This is a genomic window from Mycobacterium conspicuum, assembly GCF_010730195.1.
Taxonomy (GTDB): Bacteria; Actinomycetota; Actinomycetes; order Mycobacteriales; family Mycobacteriaceae; genus Mycobacterium; species Mycobacterium conspicuum.
This window is the reverse complement of record NZ_AP022613.1, coordinates 6130353-6150559: the sequence shown is the minus strand read 5'-3', so window position 1 is coordinate 6150559 and position 20207 is coordinate 6130353. Positions and strand designations below refer to the sequence as shown.

At 67.3% G+C, this 20207-nt stretch carries 23 protein-coding genes; 9 read left to right on the top strand and 14 right to left on the bottom strand.

The genetic code is table 11. From position 1 onward, the window contains the following. Window positions 1-1080 (bottom strand): GGDEF domain-containing protein, encoded by a 1080-nt coding sequence (locus G6N66_RS28350; protein ID WP_085232031.1) that lies wholly within the window; start codon window positions 1078-1080, stop codon window positions 1-3. A 128-nt stretch (window positions 1081-1208) separates the two neighbouring features. Between G6N66_RS28350 and G6N66_RS28345 the strand changes: the two genes are divergently transcribed. Next, window positions 1209-1463, top strand: coding sequence for a hypothetical protein (locus G6N66_RS28345; protein WP_085232032.1), 255 nt, complete (start codon window positions 1209-1211; stop codon window positions 1461-1463). Next, on the top strand, window positions 1460-2143 hold the full coding sequence (locus G6N66_RS28340; RefSeq protein ID WP_085232033.1) for a DUF427 domain-containing protein: 684 nt from the start codon (window positions 1460-1462) through the stop codon (window positions 2141-2143). The genes G6N66_RS28345 and G6N66_RS28340 overlap by 4 nt, the downstream gene beginning before the upstream one ends. Here G6N66_RS28340 and G6N66_RS28335 read toward each other — a convergent pair. The 3 genes from G6N66_RS28335 to G6N66_RS28325 are packed head-to-tail and all read right to left on the bottom strand — an operon-like array spanning window position 2127 to window position 5081. Then, window positions 2127-3275: an acyl-CoA dehydrogenase family protein gene (locus G6N66_RS28335; protein WP_085232034.1), complete on the bottom strand. Its 1149-nt coding sequence runs from the start codon at window positions 3273-3275 to the stop codon at window positions 2127-2129. The genes G6N66_RS28340 and G6N66_RS28335 overlap by 17 nt on opposite strands. After that, window positions 3275-4195 carry an LLM class F420-dependent oxidoreductase gene (locus tag G6N66_RS28330; RefSeq protein ID WP_085232035.1) on the bottom strand — a complete coding sequence of 307 codons (921 nt, stop codon included), beginning with the start codon at window positions 4193-4195 and terminating at the stop codon, window positions 3275-3277. The genes G6N66_RS28335 and G6N66_RS28330 overlap by 1 nt, the downstream gene beginning before the upstream one ends. A 4-nt stretch (window positions 4196-4199) precedes the next feature. Beyond that, window positions 4200-5081: an acyl-CoA thioesterase gene (locus tag G6N66_RS28325; protein ID WP_085232036.1), complete on the bottom strand. Its 882-nt coding sequence runs from the start codon at window positions 5079-5081 to the stop codon at window positions 4200-4202. A gap of 153 nt (window positions 5082-5234) precedes the next feature. On the opposite strand from G6N66_RS28325, the gene G6N66_RS28320 reads away from it, so the two are divergent. Genes G6N66_RS28320 through G6N66_RS28310 form a run of 3 tightly spaced genes read left to right on the top strand, consistent with a single transcriptional unit; the run spans window position 5235 to window position 7434 of the window. Further along, on the top strand, window positions 5235-6053 hold the full coding sequence (locus G6N66_RS28320; RefSeq protein WP_085232037.1) for an SMP-30/gluconolactonase/LRE family protein: 819 nt from the start codon (window positions 5235-5237) through the stop codon (window positions 6051-6053). Between the two features lie 14 nt (window positions 6054-6067). After that, window positions 6068-6892, top strand: a complete 825-nt coding sequence (locus G6N66_RS28315; RefSeq protein ID WP_085232038.1) for a thioesterase family protein — start codon at window positions 6068-6070, stop codon at window positions 6890-6892. Continuing rightward, entirely contained in the window at window positions 6889-7434 is a 546-nt protein-coding gene (locus G6N66_RS28310) for a TetR/AcrR family transcriptional regulator (protein WP_085232039.1), read from the top strand. Before G6N66_RS28315 ends, G6N66_RS28310 begins: the two co-directional genes overlap by 4 nt. Before the next feature lie 318 nt (window positions 7435-7752). On the opposite strand, the gene G6N66_RS28305 is transcribed toward G6N66_RS28310, so the two are convergent. The 5 genes from G6N66_RS28305 to G6N66_RS28285 form a co-directional block, all read right to left on the bottom strand. Beyond that, entirely contained in the window at window positions 7753-8124 is a 372-nt protein-coding gene (locus tag G6N66_RS28305) for a hypothetical protein (RefSeq protein ID WP_139825113.1), read from the bottom strand. Between the two features lie 438 nt (window positions 8125-8562). Next, the gene (locus G6N66_RS28300; protein WP_263987941.1) at window positions 8563-8808 is read right to left on the bottom strand and encodes an NADAR family protein; all 246 of its coding nucleotides are present in this window, start codon (window positions 8806-8808) and stop codon (window positions 8563-8565) included. Window positions 8809-8814: 6 nt separating this feature from the next. Further along, on the bottom strand, window positions 8815-10155 hold the full coding sequence (locus tag G6N66_RS28295) for an FAD-binding oxidoreductase (RefSeq protein ID WP_085232062.1): 1341 nt from the start codon (window positions 10153-10155) through the stop codon (window positions 8815-8817). 90 nt (window positions 10156-10245) lie between these two features. After that, window positions 10246-10986: a glucose 1-dehydrogenase gene (locus tag G6N66_RS28290; protein ID WP_085232041.1), complete on the bottom strand. Its 741-nt coding sequence runs from the start codon at window positions 10984-10986 to the stop codon at window positions 10246-10248. A 20-nt stretch (window positions 10987-11006) separates the two neighbouring features. Next, on the bottom strand, window positions 11007-12107 hold the full coding sequence (locus tag G6N66_RS28285; protein ID WP_085232042.1) for an NAD(P)H-dependent amine dehydrogenase family protein: 1101 nt from the start codon (window positions 12105-12107) through the stop codon (window positions 11007-11009). Between the two features lie 186 nt (window positions 12108-12293). Here G6N66_RS28285 and G6N66_RS28280 point away from each other — a divergent pair, with 186 nt between their 5' ends. Then, on the top strand, window positions 12294-13691 hold the full coding sequence (locus tag G6N66_RS28280) for a PE family protein (RefSeq protein ID WP_085232043.1): 1398 nt from the start codon (window positions 12294-12296) through the stop codon (window positions 13689-13691). Window positions 13692-13746: 55 nt separating this feature from the next. Here the strand turns inward: G6N66_RS28280 and G6N66_RS28275 are convergent, their stop codons facing one another. Then, window positions 13747-14397: a TetR/AcrR family transcriptional regulator gene (locus G6N66_RS28275; RefSeq protein WP_372515558.1), complete on the bottom strand. Its 651-nt coding sequence runs from the start codon at window positions 14395-14397 to the stop codon at window positions 13747-13749. 97 nt (window positions 14398-14494) lie between these two features. Here G6N66_RS28275 and G6N66_RS28270 point away from each other — a divergent pair, with 97 nt between their 5' ends. Continuing rightward, window positions 14495-14623 (top strand): hypothetical protein, encoded by a 129-nt coding sequence (locus G6N66_RS28270; protein ID WP_179968378.1) that lies wholly within the window; start codon window positions 14495-14497, stop codon window positions 14621-14623. Between the two features lie 4 nt (window positions 14624-14627). Here the strand turns inward: G6N66_RS28270 and G6N66_RS28265 are convergent, their stop codons facing one another. From G6N66_RS28265 to G6N66_RS28250, 4 genes are all read right to left on the bottom strand, one after another. Further along, window positions 14628-16052, bottom strand: coding sequence for an NAD(P)(+) transhydrogenase (Re/Si-specific) subunit beta (locus G6N66_RS28265; RefSeq protein ID WP_085232045.1), 1425 nt, complete (start codon window positions 16050-16052; stop codon window positions 14628-14630). Next, window positions 16049-16372: an NAD(P) transhydrogenase subunit alpha gene (locus tag G6N66_RS28260; RefSeq protein ID WP_085232046.1), complete on the bottom strand. Its 324-nt coding sequence runs from the start codon at window positions 16370-16372 to the stop codon at window positions 16049-16051. The genes G6N66_RS28265 and G6N66_RS28260 overlap by 4 nt, the downstream gene beginning before the upstream one ends. Then, window positions 16373-17473 carry a Re/Si-specific NAD(P)(+) transhydrogenase subunit alpha gene (locus G6N66_RS28255; protein WP_085232047.1) on the bottom strand — a complete coding sequence of 367 codons (1101 nt, stop codon included), beginning with the start codon at window positions 17471-17473 and terminating at the stop codon, window positions 16373-16375. It lies immediately after the preceding gene. 74 nt (window positions 17474-17547) lie between these two features. Next, window positions 17548-18009: a nuclear transport factor 2 family protein gene (locus G6N66_RS28250; protein WP_085232048.1), complete on the bottom strand. Its 462-nt coding sequence runs from the start codon at window positions 18007-18009 to the stop codon at window positions 17548-17550. 113 nt (window positions 18010-18122) lie between these two features. Here G6N66_RS28250 and G6N66_RS28245 point away from each other — a divergent pair, with 113 nt between their 5' ends. Together G6N66_RS28245 and G6N66_RS28240 are read left to right on the top strand one after the other, a co-directional pair. Continuing rightward, on the top strand, window positions 18123-19343 hold the full coding sequence (locus G6N66_RS28245) for an acyl-CoA dehydrogenase family protein (RefSeq protein WP_163645981.1): 1221 nt from the start codon (window positions 18123-18125) through the stop codon (window positions 19341-19343). Beyond that, window positions 19336-20169: a tyrosine-protein phosphatase gene (locus tag G6N66_RS28240; RefSeq protein WP_085232050.1), complete on the top strand. Its 834-nt coding sequence runs from the start codon at window positions 19336-19338 to the stop codon at window positions 20167-20169. The genes G6N66_RS28245 and G6N66_RS28240 overlap by 8 nt, the downstream gene beginning before the upstream one ends. Window positions 20170-20207 lie beyond the last annotated feature (38 nt).

Here is a 20207-nt window from a genome sequence, read left to right as displayed (position 1 = left end):
TCACGCGCACAGTTCGTGGTGATGAAACTGATTGCCCCCGAGGCGCTTAGCGCGGTACATCGCGGCATCCGACGCGGCGATCAGCGCGTTGAGAAATGACTCGCGATCGCTGAGCGCGGCGTCGTCGAGCCGCGCACAGGCGGTGCCGATGCTGGCGGTGACCCCCGCGTTCGAATCCGCGATGGCCTGGCACGTGCGGGCGGCCAACGCCTCGGAGTTGCAGGTCGCCGAGGTCCCGGCCAGCAGGAACTCCTCACCGCCGCTGCGCGCCACCACCGCCTGGTGGTCCTCGGCGGCCGCCAGCATCGCCTGGGCGGCCTGGACCAGCGCGCGATCGCCGGCGGCGTGGCCGCGGTTGTCGTTGAGGGCCTTGAAGTTGTCGAGGTCGACCGACAACACCAACAGGTGCGCGTCGGTGCCCCGGCGGGCCAGGATCATGCCCAACGCGTTGTGCTGGAACGCACGCCGGTTGAGCAGGCCGGTCAGCGGATCGCGATCGGCGCGCAACAGATCACCCGCCAACGCCCGCACCAAGACCTGGATGGCCACCGGCAGGGCGATGTTGACCTCGACCACGAGCCACAGATCGACCCCGGCCAGCGCGGGGTGTCCGGATCGGGCCAGCAGGATGGCCTCGTACAGCGCGACGGCGCTGGCCACCGCGAAGTTGTACAGCACGAACCCGGTGGTGTGGAAAAACGCCATGTACGCGCCGAAGGTCGCGAAGGCGACGCATCCGATCAGCGCGCCGAGCGGATTCGGGTGCGCCAGACATGCCAGGGCGACGGCGGTGTTGCATGTCAGCGCGAAGGCAATCGACTGTCCGCGGGTCGGCCAGCGCCAAATCCACAGCAACATGCCCGCCGTCCCCCCGGCCGCGGCGGCCCACGTCATCGCGACGGGAACGGTTCCACGCGGACCGTCGGCGCTTGCCAGCAGCGCGATGAGACACAGCACCAGGGAGGCGGCGATCGATGCCATCAAAATCCGGGTGGCGCCGCTGATGCCGCGCGCGGCCATGTAGCCGGACAGCCAGCCATGGTGGTCGGCCCGCCACCACCGGCTGAACGTCGCGGTCATGGTCGACCCCCTTTCGGCGCCGTCAAGTATTCCCTCAGAGGCACCCCCCGTCGGAAATCTACGGCCCCCCGCTGGGGTTCGAGTGCCGAATGGCCGAACGGTTTTCCCGGCCGCTATAGCGTGGAGGGATGAACGCGCCGCTGTGTCTCGGCCACCCCGAGGTGAACCCCACGGACTACCCGACCTACTCGGCATACGGCACCACGGGCTCGCACATCAGCGAAGCCGCGGCATCGTTGGTGCGGTGTTGGGGCGCGTTGCCGGGCACATCGCACAATGTCGTCGGGGTGAGCTATCCGGACGGCGCAGCGACGCTTTTGGTGGTCAAGCCCCTTCCGCCGCACGGCAAGGTGACCTACAACGGCAGCTGGACGCTCCGATGAGCCTGGTCGCGGGGCGCGGTCCGCTCAGCTCCGATCGCGCGGGACGGTTCTCCCCGGCGCTACCCGCCGACCTGAACATCGGGGTGTACATCGAGCCGCATCCGCGCCGTGTGCAAGCAGTCCTCAACGGGGACTTGGTGATTGACACCGAGGCCGCGCTGATGGTGCACCGGCAGGGCCATCCACTGAGCTACGCGTTCCCGGCTGATGCGATCGCCGGGCTGCCGGGCGAGCCGGTCGCCGAGGCTCCAGGCTTCGTCCGGGTGCCGTGGGATGCCGTCGACGCCTGGTTCGAGGAGGGCCGCAAGCTCGTGCACTACCCGCCCAACCCGTATCACCGCGTCGACTGCCGCCCGACCAAGCGCCGGCTGCGCGTCTCGGTCGCCGACACCGTCCTGGTGGACACCGACGACACCACGATCCTCTTCGAGACCGCGCTCGAGCCAAGGCTTTACGTCGACCCCGCGCACGTTCGCACCGATCTGCTGCGGCGCTCGGAGACGACGAGCTACTGCAACTACAAGGGCTACGCCACATACTGGTCCACCGACGACGTGGACGACATCGCGTGGAGTTACGAGGATCCGCCCCCGGAAAGCCTGCCGGTCAAGGGATTTCTTAGTTTCGACGACGCTCGTGTCGATGTGGTCGCCGAGCTACCGGTCAGCCGCCGTAGCTAGGGCGCCCGAGCCCGAGTTCGTGCTGGGCGATCATGTTGCGGAAAACCTCGAGGGTGCCACCATAGATCCCGGCCGGAACCGCCAGTCGCAGAAGGGCTTCCGTCTCCCCGTTGTCGACGGCGCGCTTCGCCTCGATCGGCAGCGACGACGCCGTGCCCAGCAGGTCCATCAACTCCGGGGAGATGTCGCGCATCGTCTGCGCGATCGCGACGCGCCCGTACGGCCCCGGGGTGGAGATCGACGCCTCCATCCGGGCGACGCAGCGCCCGAGCCGGTATTGCACCGCCTCGTCGTCGATCGCCACCAGCGATGCGACCGTGTCCACCGCTTCGGACATCTCGGTGCCGTGGGCGGCCATGGCCGAAATGTATTGCAAGCCTTGGTCGTCGCGTTCGACGATGCCGTGCTCGGCATCGAGTGCGAACCGCATCACGGTCCAGCCCCCGTTGACCTCGCCGATGCGGTAACCGTCGTCGACGCGAACGTCGCTGTAGTAGACGATATTGGTGCGGTCGCCGTCGAGGGTGCGGATGCCCTGGATCTCGATGCCGGGCGAATCCAGCGGCACCAGAAACATGGTCAGGTTGCGGTGCTTGCGCCCCTCCGGGTCGGTGTTGGTGAGCAGGAAGACGTACTGGGCGTTGTGCGCGTTCGAGGTGAACATCTTGGAGCCGTTGATGACCCAGCTTGATCCGTCGCGCGCGGCGCGGGTCTTGCAGGTGGCGACGTCCGAGCCGCCCTCGGGTTCGGTGTAGCCCAGGCACAGCCGGATCTCGCCGGACAGCACGCCGGGCAGCACCTTGTCGGCCAGTTCGGGGGAACCGAATTGCTTCACCATCTTGGCGACCATGGCGGTGGTGCCCCAGTGATACCACGGCGTGTGGGCGCGGGCGATCTCCAGGTGGAAGATCCGCCGCTGGACGGCAGTGAAGCCGCCGTCGGCCGCGTCCCGCCAGTCCCGGGCCAGGTAACCCTCGGCGCCGAGCGCCAAATGCACTCGCTCGTCGAAGTTTTCGCCGGTCTCCCGGTCGCGGCGCAGCACGTCCTCGGTGACGATCTCGGCCAAGAGCTTCCGGGTCTGGTCCTTGAAGTCTTGGTCCTCCGCCGAAAGGGCGACCTCGGAGAAGTCCATCAGGCGGCGTCGACGACGAGGGTGCGGAACCGGTCGAGCGTTTCCAGAACGTGCGCCATGCTGTCGCCCGGCAGGTGGACGCTCACCCACGTCACGCCCAGTTTCGCCAGCTTCTCCAAGCCGTCGAGGTAGGCGTCGGCGTTGAAGTCGTCGCTCGCCGGGCTGCCGCCCTGGGAGTTGGTGAAGGTGATGTCGACTCCCGCCCAGTCCTTTCCTACCTTGTCGCAGCGGCGGCGCAGATCGTCGATGAGCGGCGCGAGGTCCTCGACCGAGGTGATGGCCGCGGTGCCCGCGGTCTGGGCCAGTTGCGGCGGGGCGGGGAACGGGCACCAGCCGTCGCCGTACTGCGCCACCCGCTGCCGGGCGGTGGTGGTGTTGCCGCCGATCCAGATCGGCGGGTGCGGGTCACTGACCGGCCGGGGATGCGCGGTGATGCCGCGCGCGCTGAAATGCTTTCCCTCGAAGGTGATGTCGTCCTCGGTCCAGATGGTTCGGATGACCTGCAGCGCCTCGTCGAACAGCTCGGCACGCTCGTCGTAGCCGACACCCAGCGCCGCGAACTCCCGCTTGAGGTAGCCGACGCCGACCGCGAGCGTGAACCGGCCACCGGACAGCAGGTCCAGGGTCGCACCGGACTTGGCCACCACGAACGGGTTTCGATACGGCAGCACCACGATGTTGGGAATGAGCCGCAGCGTCGTCGTCGTCGCGGCCGCGAAACCCAAAGCGACAAAGGGATCTACGGCGTCGTGGCCGCCGGCTTCCAGCCAGCGCTGCGAAGGCGCCGGGTGGTCGGTGAAGCCGAAGCCGTGGATACCGGCCGCCTCGGCCGCCGCGGCCACCTTCCCAATGCCGTTGCCGCTCACCAATTCCGGGTTGTAGGGATGGGTGTGCATCGGGTGGGTGATGGTGAAGTGCATGGCGTTAGAACCGCGCGCGAGAGTCGATCGCCGTGTCGGAGGTGCGCAGCGGGCGGATCAACGCCTCCTGCGCGAACGAGCACAGCAGGTCGCCCTCTTCCGAGTGCACGGTGCCGCGCACGTAGGACATCCCGGCGCCGACCTGGGTGCTCTCGTGCGTGTAGAGCAGCCACCCATCCCAGCGCACCGGTTCGTGGAAGGCGACCGAGATGCTCATCGGCGCCGTCGACACCGTCAGGTGCGCCTGGCTGGTGCCGATCCCGGCGTGCGCGCGCATGGTGGTGGAGATGCCCAGGTGCCCGGTGAAGTACGCGACGAGCGCCTTGGCCAGATCGTCGCGGGTCGGGATCGGGTCGTAGTGCAGCCAGGCGAACAGCTCCGGCGGTCCCACCTCGTCGGGGCTGTTGACGTCGACCACGTCCACCAGCCGCAGTTCGCGCCCGACCATGGGCATCGGCGAGGGGTGGGCGTCGGCGGGCGGGGCCACGTCGGGCCGCGGCAGGTGGTGCCGGATGACGTCGCCGGTGGGGACGTCGGCCAGCACCGTGATGCTCAGGCAGCGCCGGCCGTTCTGATGCACCGCGACCACCGCGGTAGCCGTCGACCGGCCTTCGGCCACCACGTCGAGGACGAGCTCGATCGGCGGACCGACGGTGATCGCCCGGGAAAACACGGCGTGCGCCGAACGCACCGATTTGTCCGGGAATCGTTTGGCCACCGCGACAATCGCCTGGGCGAGCACCTGGGTGCCTTCCACCACCTGCCGTTCGTCGCCGACGGCGATGCCGGTGTCGGCGGTGAACCGATCCTGCCCGTCGGCCTGCACGTCAAACAGGTCCAGCAGGCCCTGCACCGTCCACTCGGTCTGCTCAGATTCGGTGGTCAAATCCGCTCCATCTCTCGTCGGCAGCTCATCGCACAGCGTGACACTTTGCTCAAGATTTGTAAAGCTTGGCTAAATATACGCGGACGGGGGCAGATTGACACCGAAGCCCGCGTTGCCTGACACTTTTGCGGTGTTTTGTAAAGGTGCGGGCGGGTGATCCCCGAGCCACTCGCCAAGGGCTTCTGCTTCGGCGAGGGCCCGCGGTGGTTCGAGGGCCTGCTGTGGTTCTCCGACATGCTCGGGGAAGCCGTCCACACCTCGACGCTGGGCGGGGCGCTCACCACGCTGCCGCTGCCCGGACACTCGCCGTCCGGCCTCGGGTTCCGGCCGGACGGGTCGCTGCTCATCGTCTCGACCGAAAACCGGCAGGTGCTGCGCTACGACGGTGACACCGTCGTCACCATCGCCGATCTTAGCGACCTGGTGCCGGCCAGCCTCGGCGACATGGTCGTCGACGACGCCGGGCGCGCCTACATCGGATCACAGGCATTCGAAGGCGGCGTGATCGTCCGCCTCGACCCCGACGACCGCGCTGTCGTCGTCGCCGACGGCCTCGAGTTCCCGAACGGGATGGTGATCAGTGAGGACCGCGCGACGCTGATCGTCGCCGAGTCGACCGGCCGGCGGCTGACCGCGTTCACCATCGCCGAGGACGGCGCGCTGCGCGACCGCCGGGTCTTCGCCGACGGCCTCGACGGCCCGCCCGACGGCATCGCGCTGGACGCCGACGGCGCGGTGTGGGCGGCGATGACCGTGGCGCACCAATTCGAACGGATCCTCGAGGGCGGCGAGGTGACCGACCGCATCGACATGGGCGAGCGCGTCGCCATCGCCTGCGCGCTCGGCGGGCCCGAACGGCGCACACTGTTTCTGTTGTCGAGCACCGACGCGTATCCGAAGCGCCTGGTCGGCACTCGACTCTCGCAGCTGGACGCCGTGCTGGTCGACACGCCGGGCGCCGGGCTGCCCTGACGAGAAGGGGACATGTGACGGATTCCTATTACGAGCTGCTCGACGATTCGGACGCGCTGGGCGAGAAATTCCAGGCGACCGACCTGGCCCGGGGCACCTGGTCGTCGGCGATCCAGCACGGCGGTCCGGTTTCGGCGCTGCTGGTGCGGGCACTGGAGCGGTGTGAGCAGCGCGACGACACCCGGCTGTCCCGGGTCGTCGTCGACCTGCTGGGCGGGGTGCCGGCCGAGGGCGACCTGTGGGTCAGCGCGCAGGTGCAGCGCGGCGGCAAGCAGATCGAGTTGGTCAGCGCCGAGATGCTAGCGCCGGGTCCCGACGGGCAGCCCCGCCCGGTGGCCCGCGCCAGCGGGTGGCGGTTGCAGCACCAGGACACCGAGCCGATTGCGCACTCGAACGCCGTTCTGCCCCGTTCGCGGACCGAAGCGCGCGTCCGGGACATGAAACCGTTGAATTGGGACCGCAATTACGTGCACAGCCTGGAGTGGCTGTGGCTGACCGAGCCGCTGACGCCGGGCCCCGGGGAGTCCTGGATCAACCCCACGGTGGACCTCGTCAACGGCGAGAGCATGACGCAGCTGGAGCGGCTGTTCGCCGTGGCCGACTGCGCCAACGGCATCGGCAGCAAGCTGGACATCAGCAAGTGGACGTTTTTGAATACCGACCTCGCCGTGCACGTGTTCCGCGTTCCCGACGGCGACTGGATCGGCATTCGCGCCGAGACCAGCTACGGCCCGGACGGCATCGGGACGACGATCGGCACGCTGTTCGACGAGCGGGGTGCGGTCGGGGCGATTCAGCAGTCGGTGTTGGTGCGGGCCCGCCCGGGGCGGCAGACATGACCCAACCCGCTGCTATTTCAGCGACAGACGCTGACAGCACAACGCGTCAGCGGATCCTGTCGGCCACCGCCGAGGTGCTCGGCCGCAACGGCAAAACCAAGCTCAGCTTGTCGGAAGTCGCTGCGCAGGCAGGGGTTTCGCGCCCCACCCTGTACCGGTGGTTCGCCTCCAAAGAGGAACTGCTGTCGGCGTTCTCGCGCTACGAACGGCAAGTCTTCGAATCCGGCCTGGCCAAGGCGACCGCCGGGCTAAAGGGCGCCGACAAGCTCGACGCCGTGCTGCGATTCATCGTCGAATACCAGCACTCCTACTCCGGGGTGCGGATGATCGACGTCGAACCCGAGCACGTCATCTCGCAGGTCGGCGGCGTCATCCCAGAGATGCGCGCCGGCCTGGAACGCCACCTACCCGGGCCCAACGCCGCGGTCAAGGCGGCCACGGTGATTCGGATTGCCATCTCGCACTACATCGTTCGCAGTGATGATGCCGATCAGTTCCTTGCGCAGCTGCGGCATGCGGTGGGGATGAAAGTGACTGATTAGCAAGGCCGTTCGCGTTCTGCCGAGCGTCAAGGCCAACATCCCCGCATCTTTCTTGATAGCAAGGAGCGGTTGTGCCTGATCATCCATCTTTGGCAATAGCTGCGGTGGGCGAAGTTCGCACCGTGGCATCGCGCCCGGGCAGCGGTGTCCGTTGGGCACGACGGCCGCGGTGCCGCGATGGCCAGCAATAGCTTCGTCAGCGGACAGCAGGCCAGTGATGGTTGAGGCTTCGCTACACGCAGACCGGATTTCATTGCTATTCGCAACGGAACTAGAGAAGGAGCGCCGCCGCGCTAGGTAGTCAGGCGTGGAAGCTCACTAGTCAGGAGTGGATGCCTGGCTGCTCGGTTTCGGCTTGACGCGCCTATGTTCAGAGCAGCGCCAGCACTCATAGCTCGTGTCGGCCTCAGGAATGTAGTTATCGGCCACACAACGCGGGCAAACGAAGTGTCTGCGACCCTCCGGGGTTTTGGGCTGAGAATCTGGGCGGCCTAGAACCTGCGCATCCTCAACCGCGCCGTGCGGTGCGATCAGAGCGAAGTCGGGACCGATTGGCCCGAGGAAAAGAAAAGTGACCACCCCCCATGTCCACGCGCTTTGCTCGCGACCGTAGGCGATGGTGGCCGCCACGATGGCACTGACCAACCAGACAATTAGCAACACAAACAGCACAAACGTGTCGATTTTCATGTCCGCGCACGTTATCAGAGCTGCTTGCTCCGGGGCATGCCCGGTTTCCGCGCATGCAATTGAACTCGTGATTTCAAGTAATACGTTGCAACGCAATGAAATTAGGTATATGCCGGATAGTGAGATTGCCGCTGGCTCCTACGGTGGGGGCTGGTGCGTGTTGAGGGTCATGCGCAGGACGCAACGATCACTCCATTCCCCGGACGATCACGACGACGAGCAGGATCAGCGCTGCCTACTTCGGAAAGATAACGCCCTTTTTCGGATCGTTGTTCAAACCGATTCATGCGGCGCAGGAAATGAACAACGCGGTGGCTGCGAGGAGACTGCCGGCCCAAGTAAGTGCAACCTCGAGTATGGCGTCCTGCAGCTCAGCGTCTGCTGTGCAGCGTGGTTCGCCAGTTTGAGACGTTCGTCGGAATCAGCCAAGACGCAGGTTCACGGGCGGCTTTCAAGGCGCATCCGCACGCTCATCAGTATGACGCCGAGCGCGTTGGCGCCGGGAACGGCGCGGTGCGCGGCGCACCGGCAGGAGCCCCAGGTCTGGTCGTGCCAGTCGTTTCCTTCCACCAGCACGCTGCCGGCGGTCCCACGCAGCTTGCCGGCGAGGTCGAGATTATTTACGAACTTGGCGGTGACGATCTCTTCCATGACAGCGAACCGCTGCGGTTCCCACCCGTGGATGGCCGCCTAATCGAAAAGCACTGCGGCATTAAGGTATCCAGTCGGATCCAGCGCGGCCTTGATGCTCCGCATCGCCGCGACGTCGACCGGCCCCCGCGACATCCCAAGATAAGCGCGCTTGCGGCTACCAACGCCATGTTCGGAGCTAACGTTGCCTCCAAACCGCGCAATCAAATCCATCATCGGCGCGTACAACGCCGCCTCCCGCTCGACCGGGACGCGCAGCACGTTGAGATGCAGGTTGCCCTCACCGATATGACCGAACAACACCGGCAGCGCCTCCGACACGTGCGCCTCAATCAAAGCGACTGCCTCCGAGGCGAATCCGCTGATCTCGGCCAGCGGCAGCGAAACGTCGAACTTCAGCGGCGGCCCGTACACGCCGAGCACCTCCGCCAGACCCTCGCGAACCCGCCACAACCGTTGCTGCGCAGCCACATCCACGCCCACCGCCGGCTCACCGCACAGCTCAACCCCGTCGAGCAGCTCGGCGAGCCGCTCGGTCTGATCGTGGTCGGCGGCCAGCTCCACCAACAACAGCCAATCCCCGTCGACGGGCGCGCCCACGCCGAGATGCTCGCGGGTCAGCGCCGCCGCCCGGCCGTCGATCAACTCCAGCGCCGCGATCCCGTCCACGTCACGAAACACCCGGCCGGCCTCGACCAGCGCCTCCAGCGAGGCGAACCCGCACACCGCCGTCACCCGATGCGACGGCGTCGGGTGCAGCCGCAAGTCCAACGCGGTGATCACGCCCAAAGTGCCTTCGGCGCCGACGAACATCGAAGGCAGATCATAGCCGGTGTTGTCGCTGCGCACCCGGCTGTCCCGGTGCAGCAGCGAACCATCGGGCAGCGCCACCTCTAACCCGAGGACCTGCTCGCCCATGTTGCCGTAGCGCACCGTCCGCAGCCCGCCCGCGTTCGTCGACGCCATGCCACCGACCGTCGCCGTGTCGCGCGCCGCCAGATCCACCCCGAACACCAGCCCCGCGGCAGCGGCGGCGTGCTGCACGGCCGCCAACGTGGCGCCGGACCCGACCAACACCCGGCGCTCGATCACATCGACATCGCCAACAGCACAAAGCCTTTCGGTCGACAGCAGCACGTCGTCGTGCTCCGGGACGGTTCCCGCCACCAGCGAAGTCCGCCCGCCCTGCACGGTGACGTGCGCGCCGGCGTCGCGGCACACCCGCAGCACCGAAGCGACCTCCAGAGCCGAACCCGGCCGCACCAACGCGCTCGCGCGCCCACTATAACGCCCGGTGTGATCGACGCTGCGGCCGGCCAGGACGTCAGGATCGGTGACGACGTGGCTCGACCCGACCACATCAGCCAGGCGGTGCAGCATCGACACGACTCCTCCTACGCCGAGCGTGCACGGGCGGCGAGAAATCGGGCGAATTCTCGCCCTGAGTTCACGCTCGGCGACGAACCGAGTCTAGAAGTCCTTGTGGTTCACGTCGGTGATCAGCCCACCGTCCATGACGAACTCGCTGCCGGTCGCATAGGACGACTCGTCGCTGGCCAGGAACAGCACGAACGTCGCGACCTCGCGGACCTGGCCCGGACGCCCCAGCGGGATCGTCACCATGTCCTCCGGCAGGTGCGCCGTCATCGGGGTGCGGATGAAGCCGGGATGAATCGAATTCACCCGAATGTTCAACGGCGCCAACTCCAGCGCCGCCGACTTCGCCAGCCCGCGCACGCCCCACTTGGACGCGACGTACGGGTGCACCATCGGCGCGCCGCGCAGGCCCTCGATCGACGAGACGTTGATGATCGAGCCGCCGCCGGCCGCGGTCATCGGCTCGACGGCCGCCCGCATGCCCAGGAAGGTGCCGGTCAGGTTGACGTCAATCACCTTCTGCCACTTGTCCAGCTTGAAGTCCTTTAGCGGGCCCAGCGCAACCGTTCCCGCGTTGTTGACCAACACGTTGAGCTTGCCGAACTCGCCGACGGCGGTCGCGACGGCGGCGTCCCACTGGTCGGGCTGGGTGACGTCGAGGTGCACGTAGCGCGCGGCGTCGCCGAGCTCGTCGGCCAGCGCCTTGCCCTTGTCGTCGAGGATGTCGCCGATCACCACCTTGGCGCCCTCCTCGACCAGCAGGCGCGCATCCTCGGCGCCCATGCCGCCGGCGGCGCCACTGATCAGCGCTACCTTGCCGTCAACCCGTCCCATAAGAGCTCCTTCGCGTGAATTTATTGAGCCACCAAGGCTTTTGGCGCATACAGGCCCTTGCCCGTGACCAGCGGCAGGTCCAGCGTGGTCCGGATCCCCGGCGGCGCGGCGATCACCGCCGGGATGGCGTTGACGATGCGGCCGGCGGCGCCGGCGATCGCGGCGTGGTTGTGGTCGCCCTTGCGGCTGCTGGGAATGATGTCGACCGCATAGGACGGCTCGCCGGTGATCTCGACGCGATACGACCCGTCGCCCGAGGCGGGCTGCGGCAGGTCGGGCCGCAGGTCGGGCCGCAGCCGGGTGACGTGTTCGATGACGATCGCGGGATGGCCCTTGACCATGCCGCAGATCTCGAACTGCAGCACGGCCAGCGTGCCCTTGGCCACGTGTCCGATCGCGATGTCGAAGTCTTCCGGCGCCGGCTCGCGCTGGTAGGACTCCTTGATCTCGTCGACCTCGATGCCGAGCCCGGCCGCCAGCTGACGGATCGCCGTGCCCCACGCGATGCTCAAAACGCCCGGCTGCAGCAGCATCGGAATCTCGTCCATGGGCCGGGCGAACCCCATGTAGTACATGACCTCCGCGCCGTTGTAGGACGCGTAATCGTGAATCTCCATGCAGCGCACCTGTTCGATGCGCTGACAGGTCCCGGCCAGGGCGAACGGAATCAGGTCGTTGGCGAAGCCCGGGTCCACACCGCTGATGAAGATGCTCGAATTGCCTTGCCGGGCAGCATCTTCCACGCGCGAGATGTACTTCTCCGGCATGACGCCCCACGGATATTGCAGCAGTCCGGGCGACGATCCGACCACGTTGATGCCGGCGGCGAGGATCTTCATGACGTCGGCCATCGCGTCGGGCAGCCGGGTGTCGCCCATGGCGCAGTAGACGACGCAGTCGGGCTTGGTGGCCAACAGCGCGTCGAGGTCGCCGACGGCCGTGATACCGGTGACCGTCGAGGCGTCCAGCCCCACGCCGCACAGCGCGCCGGCGTCGCGACCCACCTTCTCCGGCGTCGACACGCACACCCCGGTCAATTCGAACGCCGGATTGGTGATGAGTTCGGTCAGGGCCAGCCCGCCGACGTTCCCGGTGCCGACGTGCGCGACGCGGATCGCCATGAGTGTGCTCCGTCCCTCGCTGTGAACGCACAAAACTTTTCTAGACACTAGTCCATAATTTCTGCGGTGCCTACCGGCCTCAAGCGCAACCCGCTGGGGCAAACGCGGGAAATCCGGCCACGACGGCCTTACCCTCAGTTAATACCTCATACCCGCGGTTACGGGTCGGTCGGGAGGGACGGGGAGATGGCGTATCTGGTAACTGCCCCAGAGCTATTGGCGGCGGTCGCCGCCGATCTGGGCAAGATCCGATCGGCGCTCACCGACGTCAACGCAAACACGGCCGGCCCCACCACCGCGTTGGTGGCGGCCGCCAAAGACGAGGTGTCGGAGGCCATCGCCAAACTGTTCGGCGGATACGGCCAGCAGTACCACGCGCTGCTCAGCAAGGCGGCGGCCTTCCACGACGAGTTCGCCACGGCGCTGGCGACCGCGGGCAGCACCTACGCCAACGCCGAGGCGACCAACGCCGCCCTGGTGGAAGGTCCGCAGGCGCAGCAAGTGGTGGCGTTGATCATGGGCGGCACCTGGAATCCGCTGCCCGGCCCGGTCTACCTGAACAATGTCAACCTCTCGTACATCCTCCCGCACTTCCCCGGCGCCATTCCGCTGGCCCAACTCACGCCCGAACAGTTCTGGCCGGTCGCCGGCACCGGCGAAACGTTCGGCACGTCCATCGCGCAGGGCGTCAGCCTGCTGAACAAGGGCATCGCCCACCAGATCAACGACCTGGGCAACAACGTCGTCGTGTTCGGCTACTCGCAGAGCGCCACCGTCGCCACCGACGAAATACGAAACCTCATGGCCGCGGGATCGCCCTACCAGGGCCACCTGTCCTTCGTCCTGGCCGCCGACCCGAACAACCCCAACGGCGGCATCCTGGAACGCTTCACCGGCTTCGACATCCCGTTCCTGAACGTGCATTTCAACGGCGCGACCCCGCCGAATTCCCCCTACCCGACCAGCATCTACACCATCCAGTACGACGGCATCGCCGACGCGCCCCAATACCCGCTCAACCTGGTGTCCGACCTCAACGCGTTCCTGGGCTACTTCGTGTTGCACAGCAGCTACCCGTTCCTGACTCCCGATCAGGTTGCCGGCGCGGTGCAGTTGGCGACCTCGCCCGGCTACACCGGCAACACCACGTACTACATGGTGATGACCCAGAACCTGCCGTTGATCCAATTCATTCGGGACATCCCCTACGCGGGTCCCCCGATCGCGGACATCTTCCAGCCCGACCTGCGGGTGCTCGTCGACCTGGGCTACGGCGACATCGGGCCCGGCGGCGGCTACGCGAACCTGCCGACCCCGGCCTCGCTGCTCTCGGTGCCCAACCTGCCCGTCGTCGCCTACGACCTGGCCAAGGGCGCCGTGCAGGGTCCGTGGTCGGCCGTGGTGGACATCGTGGTCGAATCCGGCTACACGCCGGCCACGGCGTGGTATCCCGACTCCTACCCGTACCTGCCGTCTCCCGATCCGCACCTGCACATCTATTTGGGCCAGCCCAACACCACCGGGCTGTCCAGGGCGTTAACCGGAATCGGTGACATCTTCAGCAAGATCCCGGTGTTCTCGTAGAGCCCTAGATGGCGGCGACCCGCTGCGCCCGGCTTCGCCGCGCTTGCGATCGCCGCTAGGGTCCGAGCGGGGCGGTGGTCCGGATGGACTCGTCGCGGATCAGGCCGCGCAGCAGCGCGGTGCTGAACTCGGCGGCGATTTCCTTGGCCGTGCGCCGCCCGCTGGGCCGCAGCCATCGGTAGCTGCCCAGCGTCATCCCGATGTAGCCGAGCGCCAAGACGTGCGAATCGCATTGGTAGAACTCGCCACTCGCGATGCCCCGGTCGATGAGGCCATGCACGTGGTGGTAGACCTGAGCCTCTTTCTCGCGGACCTCGGCGACCTGCTCGGCGGTGAACCACTCGGTGATGTACGGCTGTTCCTGGAAGTACACCGCGGCCCGCTCCGGGTCGCCCGCAATTCCGGTGAGCAACCGGACCGTGTACTGGTAGAGCGCCTCGCGCGCGGTCCACGACGGGTCGTCGTGCACGGCGGCCAACGTGCCCTCGGCGGCCTGGCGGTAAATGTCGAACAGAATCAGCGACTTGCTCGCGTAGTAGTGATACACCGTCGCCTTGTTCAGCCCGATCACATCGGCGACGTCGTCCATCCGGGTGCCGTGATAGCCGCGCGCGGCGAACAGCTTGGTGGCGACGGCCAGCAACTCCTCACGGCGCGAAAGCCCGTTCTCGGATGGCATCTCTGGTTCCCTCTGCGAAGCGGTCATCAATCAACTGGTTGGACAGTCTATGCAGGCCCCTGCCGCGATGGTGCGGATGGGACTAGACTCCGCCACAGGAGTAGTCGCGAGTCGAGAGGTGGGGTTGATGGATCCGAGTCCGGACTACGACGTCAGCGACGAGATCGAATTCTTTTTCAGGTATTTGACCTGGGGGCTGCGCGGGGTCGAGAACGGGCAGGGCTACCCGCCGCAGGCCTACCCGCCGGTCTAGACAGCTAAAGCGCCTTCAGCTCCTCGGCGACCTCGGTCACCGACTTCTTCGCATCGCCGAACAGCATCGTGGTGCCCTCGCCGTAGAACAGCGGGTTGTCGATGCCCGCGAACCCGGAATTCATCGACCGCTTGAGCACGATCACCGACTTGGCCTTGTCCACGTTGAGGATCGGCATCCCGTAGATCGGGCTGGACGCGTCGTTGCGCGCGGCCGGGTTGGTGACGTCGTTGGCGCCGATGACGATCGCGACGTCGGTGCGGCCGAACTCGTCGTTGATGTCGTCCATGTCCTTCATCGCGTCGTAGTCGACCTCGGCCTCGGCCAGCAGCACGTTCATGTGCCCGGGCATGCGGCCGGCGACCGGGTGGATCGCGTACTTCACCGCGACGCCCTTGTCCTCCAGCAGCGACGCCATGTCCTTGACGGCATGCTGGGCCTGCGCGACGGCCAGCCCATACCCCGGGACCACGATCACCTGGTTGGCGTAGGCCATCTGGATCGCGGCGTCGGCGGCCGAGGTGGACTTGACGTGCTTGTCGCCGCCGCCATCGCCGCTGGGTGCCACCCCGCCGCCGCCGAAACCGCCGGCGACGATCGCCGGGATGGAGCGGTTCATCGCCTTGGCCATCAGGTTGGTCAGGATCGAACCGGACGCGCCGACGATCATGCCCGCCACGATCATCGCGGTGTTGTTCAGAGCCAACCCCGCCGCCGCCGCCGACAGCCCGGTCATCGCGTTGAGCAGCGAGATGACCACCGGCATGTCGGCGCCGCCGATCGGCAGCACCACCATCAGCCCGAGCACCCCGGCGGCGACCAGCAGCCCGATCATCCACCACAGCGATGCCCCGCCGCTGCCCGGCTGGGCGTGGATGCCGACCACCACCGCGGCGGCGATGGCTCCGATGAGCAGCAGCAGGTTGAGCGGCTGCTGCAGCCTGCCGACGCCGATCGGCGATCCGGAGATGATCTCCTGCAGCTTGCCGAAGGCGATGATCGACCCCCAGAACGAGATCGACCCGATGATCGCGGCGAACAACGACGCCACCACGATGTGCGCGGTCGGCGACTCGCCGTGCTGGAACGCCGAAAAGCCCTTGGTCTCAATGAATTCCGCAAGCGCGATCAGCGCGACGGTGCCGCCGCCGACGCCGTTGAAGAACGCCACCAGCTGCGGCATCGCGGTCATCTTGGTGTAGCGGGCCGGCGGCACACCGAGCACCACGCCCACCACCAGGCCGACGATGATCAGCACCCACGACTCGGTGTGCCGGATCTTGATCAGGGTCGCCGTCACCGCCAGCGCCATGCCGACCGCGGCGATCAGGTTGCCCCGCACCGCGGTCTTGGGCCCGGTCAGGCCCATCAGGCCGTAGATGAACAGCGCGAAGGAAAGGATGTAGAGGCCGATCACCAGGTAGTTCATTTGGCGGCCGACTCCTCGGTCTTGACGGGCGTCTTCTTGCCCTTGAACATGCCCAGCATCCGGTCGGTGACGATGAAGCCGCCGATCACGTTCAGCGTGCCGAACACCACCGCGACGAACAGGATGATCTGCACCGCCAGCGACGGATGCTCGACCGAACCGAACACCACCAGGGCGCCCAGCACGACGATGCCGTGGATGGCGTTGGTCCCCGACATCAGCGGGGTGTGCAGGGTGTTGGGCACCTTGGAGATCACGGCGAAGCCGACGAACCCGGACAGCACCAGGATCGCCAGGTTGGCCAACAGTTCGTCGTACATCTAGGAGTCCTTCCCGCGAGTCACGCACGACTCTGCGATGACTTCGTCGTCAAAGTCCGGCGCCAGCTTGCCGTCCTTGATCAACAGATCCAGCAGCGCGGTGATGTTCTTGCTGTACAGCTCGCTGGCGTGCTCGGGCATGGTGGCGGGCAGGTTCAGCGGCGACGCGATGGTGACGTCGTGGCGCACCACGGTCTGCCCCGGCTCGGTGAGCTCGCAGTTACCGCCGGTCTCCCCGGCGAGGTCGACCACCACGCTGCCCGGCTTCATCGCCTCCACCGCCGCGGCGGTCACCAGCCGCGGCGCCGGACGACCCGGCACCAGCGCGGTGGTGATCACCACGTCGAACCCGGCGATCGCGTCTTCCAGCGCCTTCTGCTGCTGCGCGCGCTCGTCGTCGGTGAGTTCGCGGGCATAGCCGCCTTCGCCGGCCGCCTCGATGCCGACATCGAGCCACTGCGCCCCCACCGAACGGACCTGGTCGGCCACCTCGGGCCGCACGTCGTAGCCGGTGGTGCGCGCGCCCAGGCGCTTGGCCGTGGCCAGCGCCTGCAGGCCGGCCACGCCGACGCCGAGCACCAGCACCGTCGCCGGCTTCACCGTTCCGGCGGCCGTCGTCAGCATCGGGAAAAACCGGGTCGCCTCCGAGGCGGCCAGCAGCACGGCCTTGTAGCCGGACACGTTGCCCTGCGACGACAGCGCGTCCATCGCCTGCGCCCGCGAGATCCGCGGGATGGCTTCCAGCGCGAACGCCTGCACACCGGCCTGCTTGAGCGCGTCGATGGAGTTGTCGACGTTGCGGGGCGCGAGGAAGCCGATCAGCGTCTGCCCGCGGTGCAACCGGGCCACCTCATCTTTGGTCGGCGGTGCGACCTTGACGACGACGTCGGCGGCCCAGGCGTCGCCGATGGTGGCGCCGGCCTCGGTATAGAGGTGGTCGGGAAGCAGCGCCCCCTCGCCGGCGCCGGCCTCGACCACGACGGCCACACCACTGTTGACCAGCGACGCCACCGCCTTGGGAACCAGCGCGACGCGCCGCTCGTCGGTCCCGGACTCGGCGACCACGCCGACCTTGACCGGCACCGTCTGCGGTTCTGTCATGGCGTTAACATCTGCTTTCGTTAGTTGCGCTACCTGCTCGTGTACCCCCGTTGGAGTGAACACCCTAGCGGCAGCTACCAGAGCGGGAAATCTTGGCCGTGCTCCGACGTCGGGCGAGGCCCGAAATAGCGACGCTCGGATTCGGCGATCGGGACGTCGTTGATGCTGGCCTCGCGGCGCGCCATCAAACCCGACGGCGCGAATTCCCAGAGCTCGTTGCCGTAGCTGCGATACCACTGCCCGTCAGCGTCGTGGCACTCGTATTGGAATCGCACCGCGATGCGGTTGCCGTCGAAGCTCCACAGGCCCTTGCGCAGTGAATAGTCCAGCTCGCGCTGCCACTTGCGGGTCAGGAACGCGACGATCTCGTCGCGGCCGACGATGTGCTCGCCGCGGTTTCGCCACTGCGAGTCGATCGTGTACGCGCGGCTGACCCGTTCCGGGTCGCGGGTGTTCCAGGCGTCCTCCGCGGCCTGAACCTTCTGCAGCGCGGTTTCGAGGGTGAACGGCGGGAACGGCGGCAGCGACTCGGTCATGAGTACATCGTGTCTGTCGGCGAGCAGACACAAAAGTACCCATTCGGCGGCGTGCCGAGGGGTTTTCACGTCTGCTCGCGCCAGAAGATATCGTGACGGACATGGACTTTGCGATGTCGCCCAAGGCCATCGACTACCACAAGCGGCTGTCCGACTTCATGACCGAGTACGTCTTCCCGGCCGAGGCCGAATACGACAAATACCGCCACGAGGCCGGCCCGAACGACCACACCGTTCCGCCGATCGTCGAGGAGCTGAAGGTCAAGGCCAAGGCGGCGGGCCTGTGGAACCTGTTCCTGCCGGCCGAGTCGGGCCTGACCAACCTCGAATACGCGCCGCTGGCCGAGCTCACCGGCTGGAGCCTGGAGCTGGCGCCGGAGGCGCTCAACTGCGCGGCGCCCGACACCGGCAACATGGAGACCCTGCACCTGTTCGCCACCGAGGAGCAGCGCAAGCAGTGGCTCGAGCCGCTGCTGGCCGGCGAGATCCGCAGCGCCTTCTCGATGACCGAGCCGGCGGTGGCCAGCAGCGACGCCCGCAACATCGAAACCTCCATCGTGCGCGACGGCGGCGACTATGTGATCAACGGCCGCAAATGGTGGACCTCCGGGGCGGCGGACCCGCGGTGCAAGATCCTCATCGTGATGGGCCGCACCAACCCCGACGCGGCCAGCCACCAACAGCAGTCGATGGTCCTGGTGCCGACCGATACGCCGGGCGTGAACATCGTCCGCTCGACGACGGTCTTCGGCTACCAGGACCAGCCCGGGCACTGCGAGATCATCTACGACAACGTCCGGGTGCCGGCCACCAATCTGCTCGGCGAGGAGGGCGGCGGCTTCGCGATCGCGCAGGCCCGGCTGGGGCCGGGCCGCATCCACCACTGCATGCGCGCCCTCGGCGGCTCCGAACGGGCCCTCGCGCTCATGGTGCACCGGGTCCAGAATCGGGTGGCGTTCGGCCGCCCGCTGTCCGAACAGGGCGTGGTGCGGGAGGCAATTGCCAAGTCCCGCAACGAAATCGACCAGGCCAGGCTGTTGTGCGAGAAGGCGGCGTGGACGATCGACCAGCACGGCAACAAGGCGGCGCACACGCTGGTCTCGCAGATCAAGGCGGTGGCCCCCCAGGTGGCGTGCAACGTGATCGACCGCGCCATCCAGGTGCACGGCGCCGCCGGCGTCAGCGAGGACACCGCGCTGGCCCGGATGTACGCCTGGCACCGCGCCATGCGGCTCTTCGACGGACCCGACGAGGTGCACATGCGCACCATCGCGCGCTCGGAGATCGGCCGAGAGCAGTCCGCCCTCGCCGCGGCGGTCACCGCTCATGACTGAGGCGCTGCAAGAACTGTCCGGCGCGTGGAACTTTCGCGATGTCGCCGACGGCACCACGGGCCTGCGCCCGGGCCGACTGTTCCGGTCCGGCGAGCTGAGTCGCCTCGACGACGACGGCCGCACGACACTCCGGCGGCTGGGCGTCACCGACGTCGCCGACCTGCGCGCGGCTCGGGAAGTGGCCCGCCGGGGTCCGGGACTGGTTCCCGACGGCGTCGACATCCACCTGCTGCCCATGCCTGACCTTGGGGAGCAGAATGACGTCGAGCCCGACGCCGAACCGCCGCACGAGTTGGCATTTCGCAAGGCTTTCGAAGCCGGCGGGCCGGACGATTCCGGCGAGTCTCCCGCCGAGGTCGCGGCCCGGTACATGATCGACGAATATCGCCAATTCCCAACGCGCAACGGCACACAACGCGCGCTGCGCCAAGTCGTCACCCTGCTCGGGGAAGGGCGCGCGGTGCTCACGCACTGCTTCGCGGGCAAGGACCGCACCGGTTTCGTGATCGCCACCGTGCTGGAGATGATCGGCCTCGATCGCGACGCCATCGTCGCCGACTACCTGCGCAGCAACGACTCGGTATCGGTGCTGCGGGAGCGGATCACCGAGTCGCTCTCGCAACGCACCGACATCGAGGTGACCCCGGAGATCCTGAAGTTCACCGAGGCGCGCCTGTCCGATGAGGTCCTCGGGGTCCGCCCGGAGTACCTGGACACTTCGCGCCGCACCATCGACGAGACGTACGGGTCACTGGACGACTACCTGCGCGACGCCGGCATCACCGCGACTCACATCGACCGACTGCGCGGCGCGCTGCTGTCCTGAACCGCCTGGGCGGCAACGCTTTACCGCAACAGCCGGAC

What these genes read in the sequence shown, in the direction of transcription:
- G6N66_RS28350 (WP_085232031.1), bottom strand. Translation starts at nt 1,080, where the DNA reads ATGACCGCGACGTTCAGCCGGTGGTGGCGGGCCGACCACCATGGCTGG.
- G6N66_RS28330 (WP_085232035.1), bottom strand. Translation starts at nt 4,195, where the DNA reads ATGCACTTCACCATCACCCACCCGATGCACACCCATCCCTACAACCCG.
- G6N66_RS28290 (WP_085232041.1), bottom strand. Translation starts at nt 10,986, where the DNA reads ATGGGACGGGTTGACGGCAAGGTAGCGCTGATCAGTGGCGCCGCCGGC.
- G6N66_RS28345 (WP_085232032.1), top strand. Translation starts at nt 1,209, where the DNA reads ATGAACGCGCCGCTGTGTCTCGGCCACCCCGAGGTGAACCCCACGGAC.
- G6N66_RS28275 (WP_372515558.1), bottom strand. Translation starts at nt 14,397, where the DNA reads ATGACCGCTTCGCAGAGGGAACCAGAGATGCCATCCGAGAACGGGCTT.
- G6N66_RS28250 (WP_085232048.1), bottom strand. Translation starts at nt 18,009, where the DNA reads ATGACCGAGTCGCTGCCGCCGTTCCCGCCGTTCACCCTCGAAACCGCG.
- G6N66_RS28240 (WP_085232050.1), top strand. Translation starts at nt 19,336, where the DNA reads ATGACTGAGGCGCTGCAAGAACTGTCCGGCGCGTGGAACTTTCGCGAT.
- G6N66_RS28285 (WP_085232042.1), bottom strand. Translation starts at nt 12,107, where the DNA reads ATGGCGATCCGCGTCGCGCACGTCGGCACCGGGAACGTCGGCGGGCTG.
- G6N66_RS28295 (WP_085232062.1), bottom strand. Translation starts at nt 10,155, where the DNA reads ATGCTGCACCGCCTGGCTGATGTGGTCGGGTCGAGCCACGTCGTCACC.
- G6N66_RS28335 (WP_085232034.1), bottom strand. Translation starts at nt 3,275, where the DNA reads ATGGACTTCTCCGAGGTCGCCCTTTCGGCGGAGGACCAAGACTTCAAG.
- G6N66_RS28265 (WP_085232045.1), bottom strand. Translation starts at nt 16,052, where the DNA reads ATGAACTACCTGGTGATCGGCCTCTACATCCTTTCCTTCGCGCTGTTC.
- G6N66_RS28340 (WP_085232033.1), top strand. Translation starts at nt 1,460, where the DNA reads ATGAGCCTGGTCGCGGGGCGCGGTCCGCTCAGCTCCGATCGCGCGGGA.
- G6N66_RS28305 (WP_139825113.1), bottom strand. Translation starts at nt 8,124, where the DNA reads ATGAAAATCGACACGTTTGTGCTGTTTGTGTTGCTAATTGTCTGGTTG.
- G6N66_RS28280 (WP_085232043.1), top strand. Translation starts at nt 12,294, where the DNA reads ATGGCGTATCTGGTAACTGCCCCAGAGCTATTGGCGGCGGTCGCCGCC.
- G6N66_RS28310 (WP_085232039.1), top strand. Translation starts at nt 6,889, where the DNA reads ATGACCCAACCCGCTGCTATTTCAGCGACAGACGCTGACAGCACAACG.
- G6N66_RS28260 (WP_085232046.1), bottom strand. Translation starts at nt 16,372, where the DNA reads ATGTACGACGAACTGTTGGCCAACCTGGCGATCCTGGTGCTGTCCGGG.
- G6N66_RS28255 (WP_085232047.1), bottom strand. Translation starts at nt 17,473, where the DNA reads ATGACAGAACCGCAGACGGTGCCGGTCAAGGTCGGCGTGGTCGCCGAG.
- G6N66_RS28245 (WP_163645981.1), top strand. Translation starts at nt 18,123, where the DNA reads ATGTCGCCCAAGGCCATCGACTACCACAAGCGGCTGTCCGACTTCATG.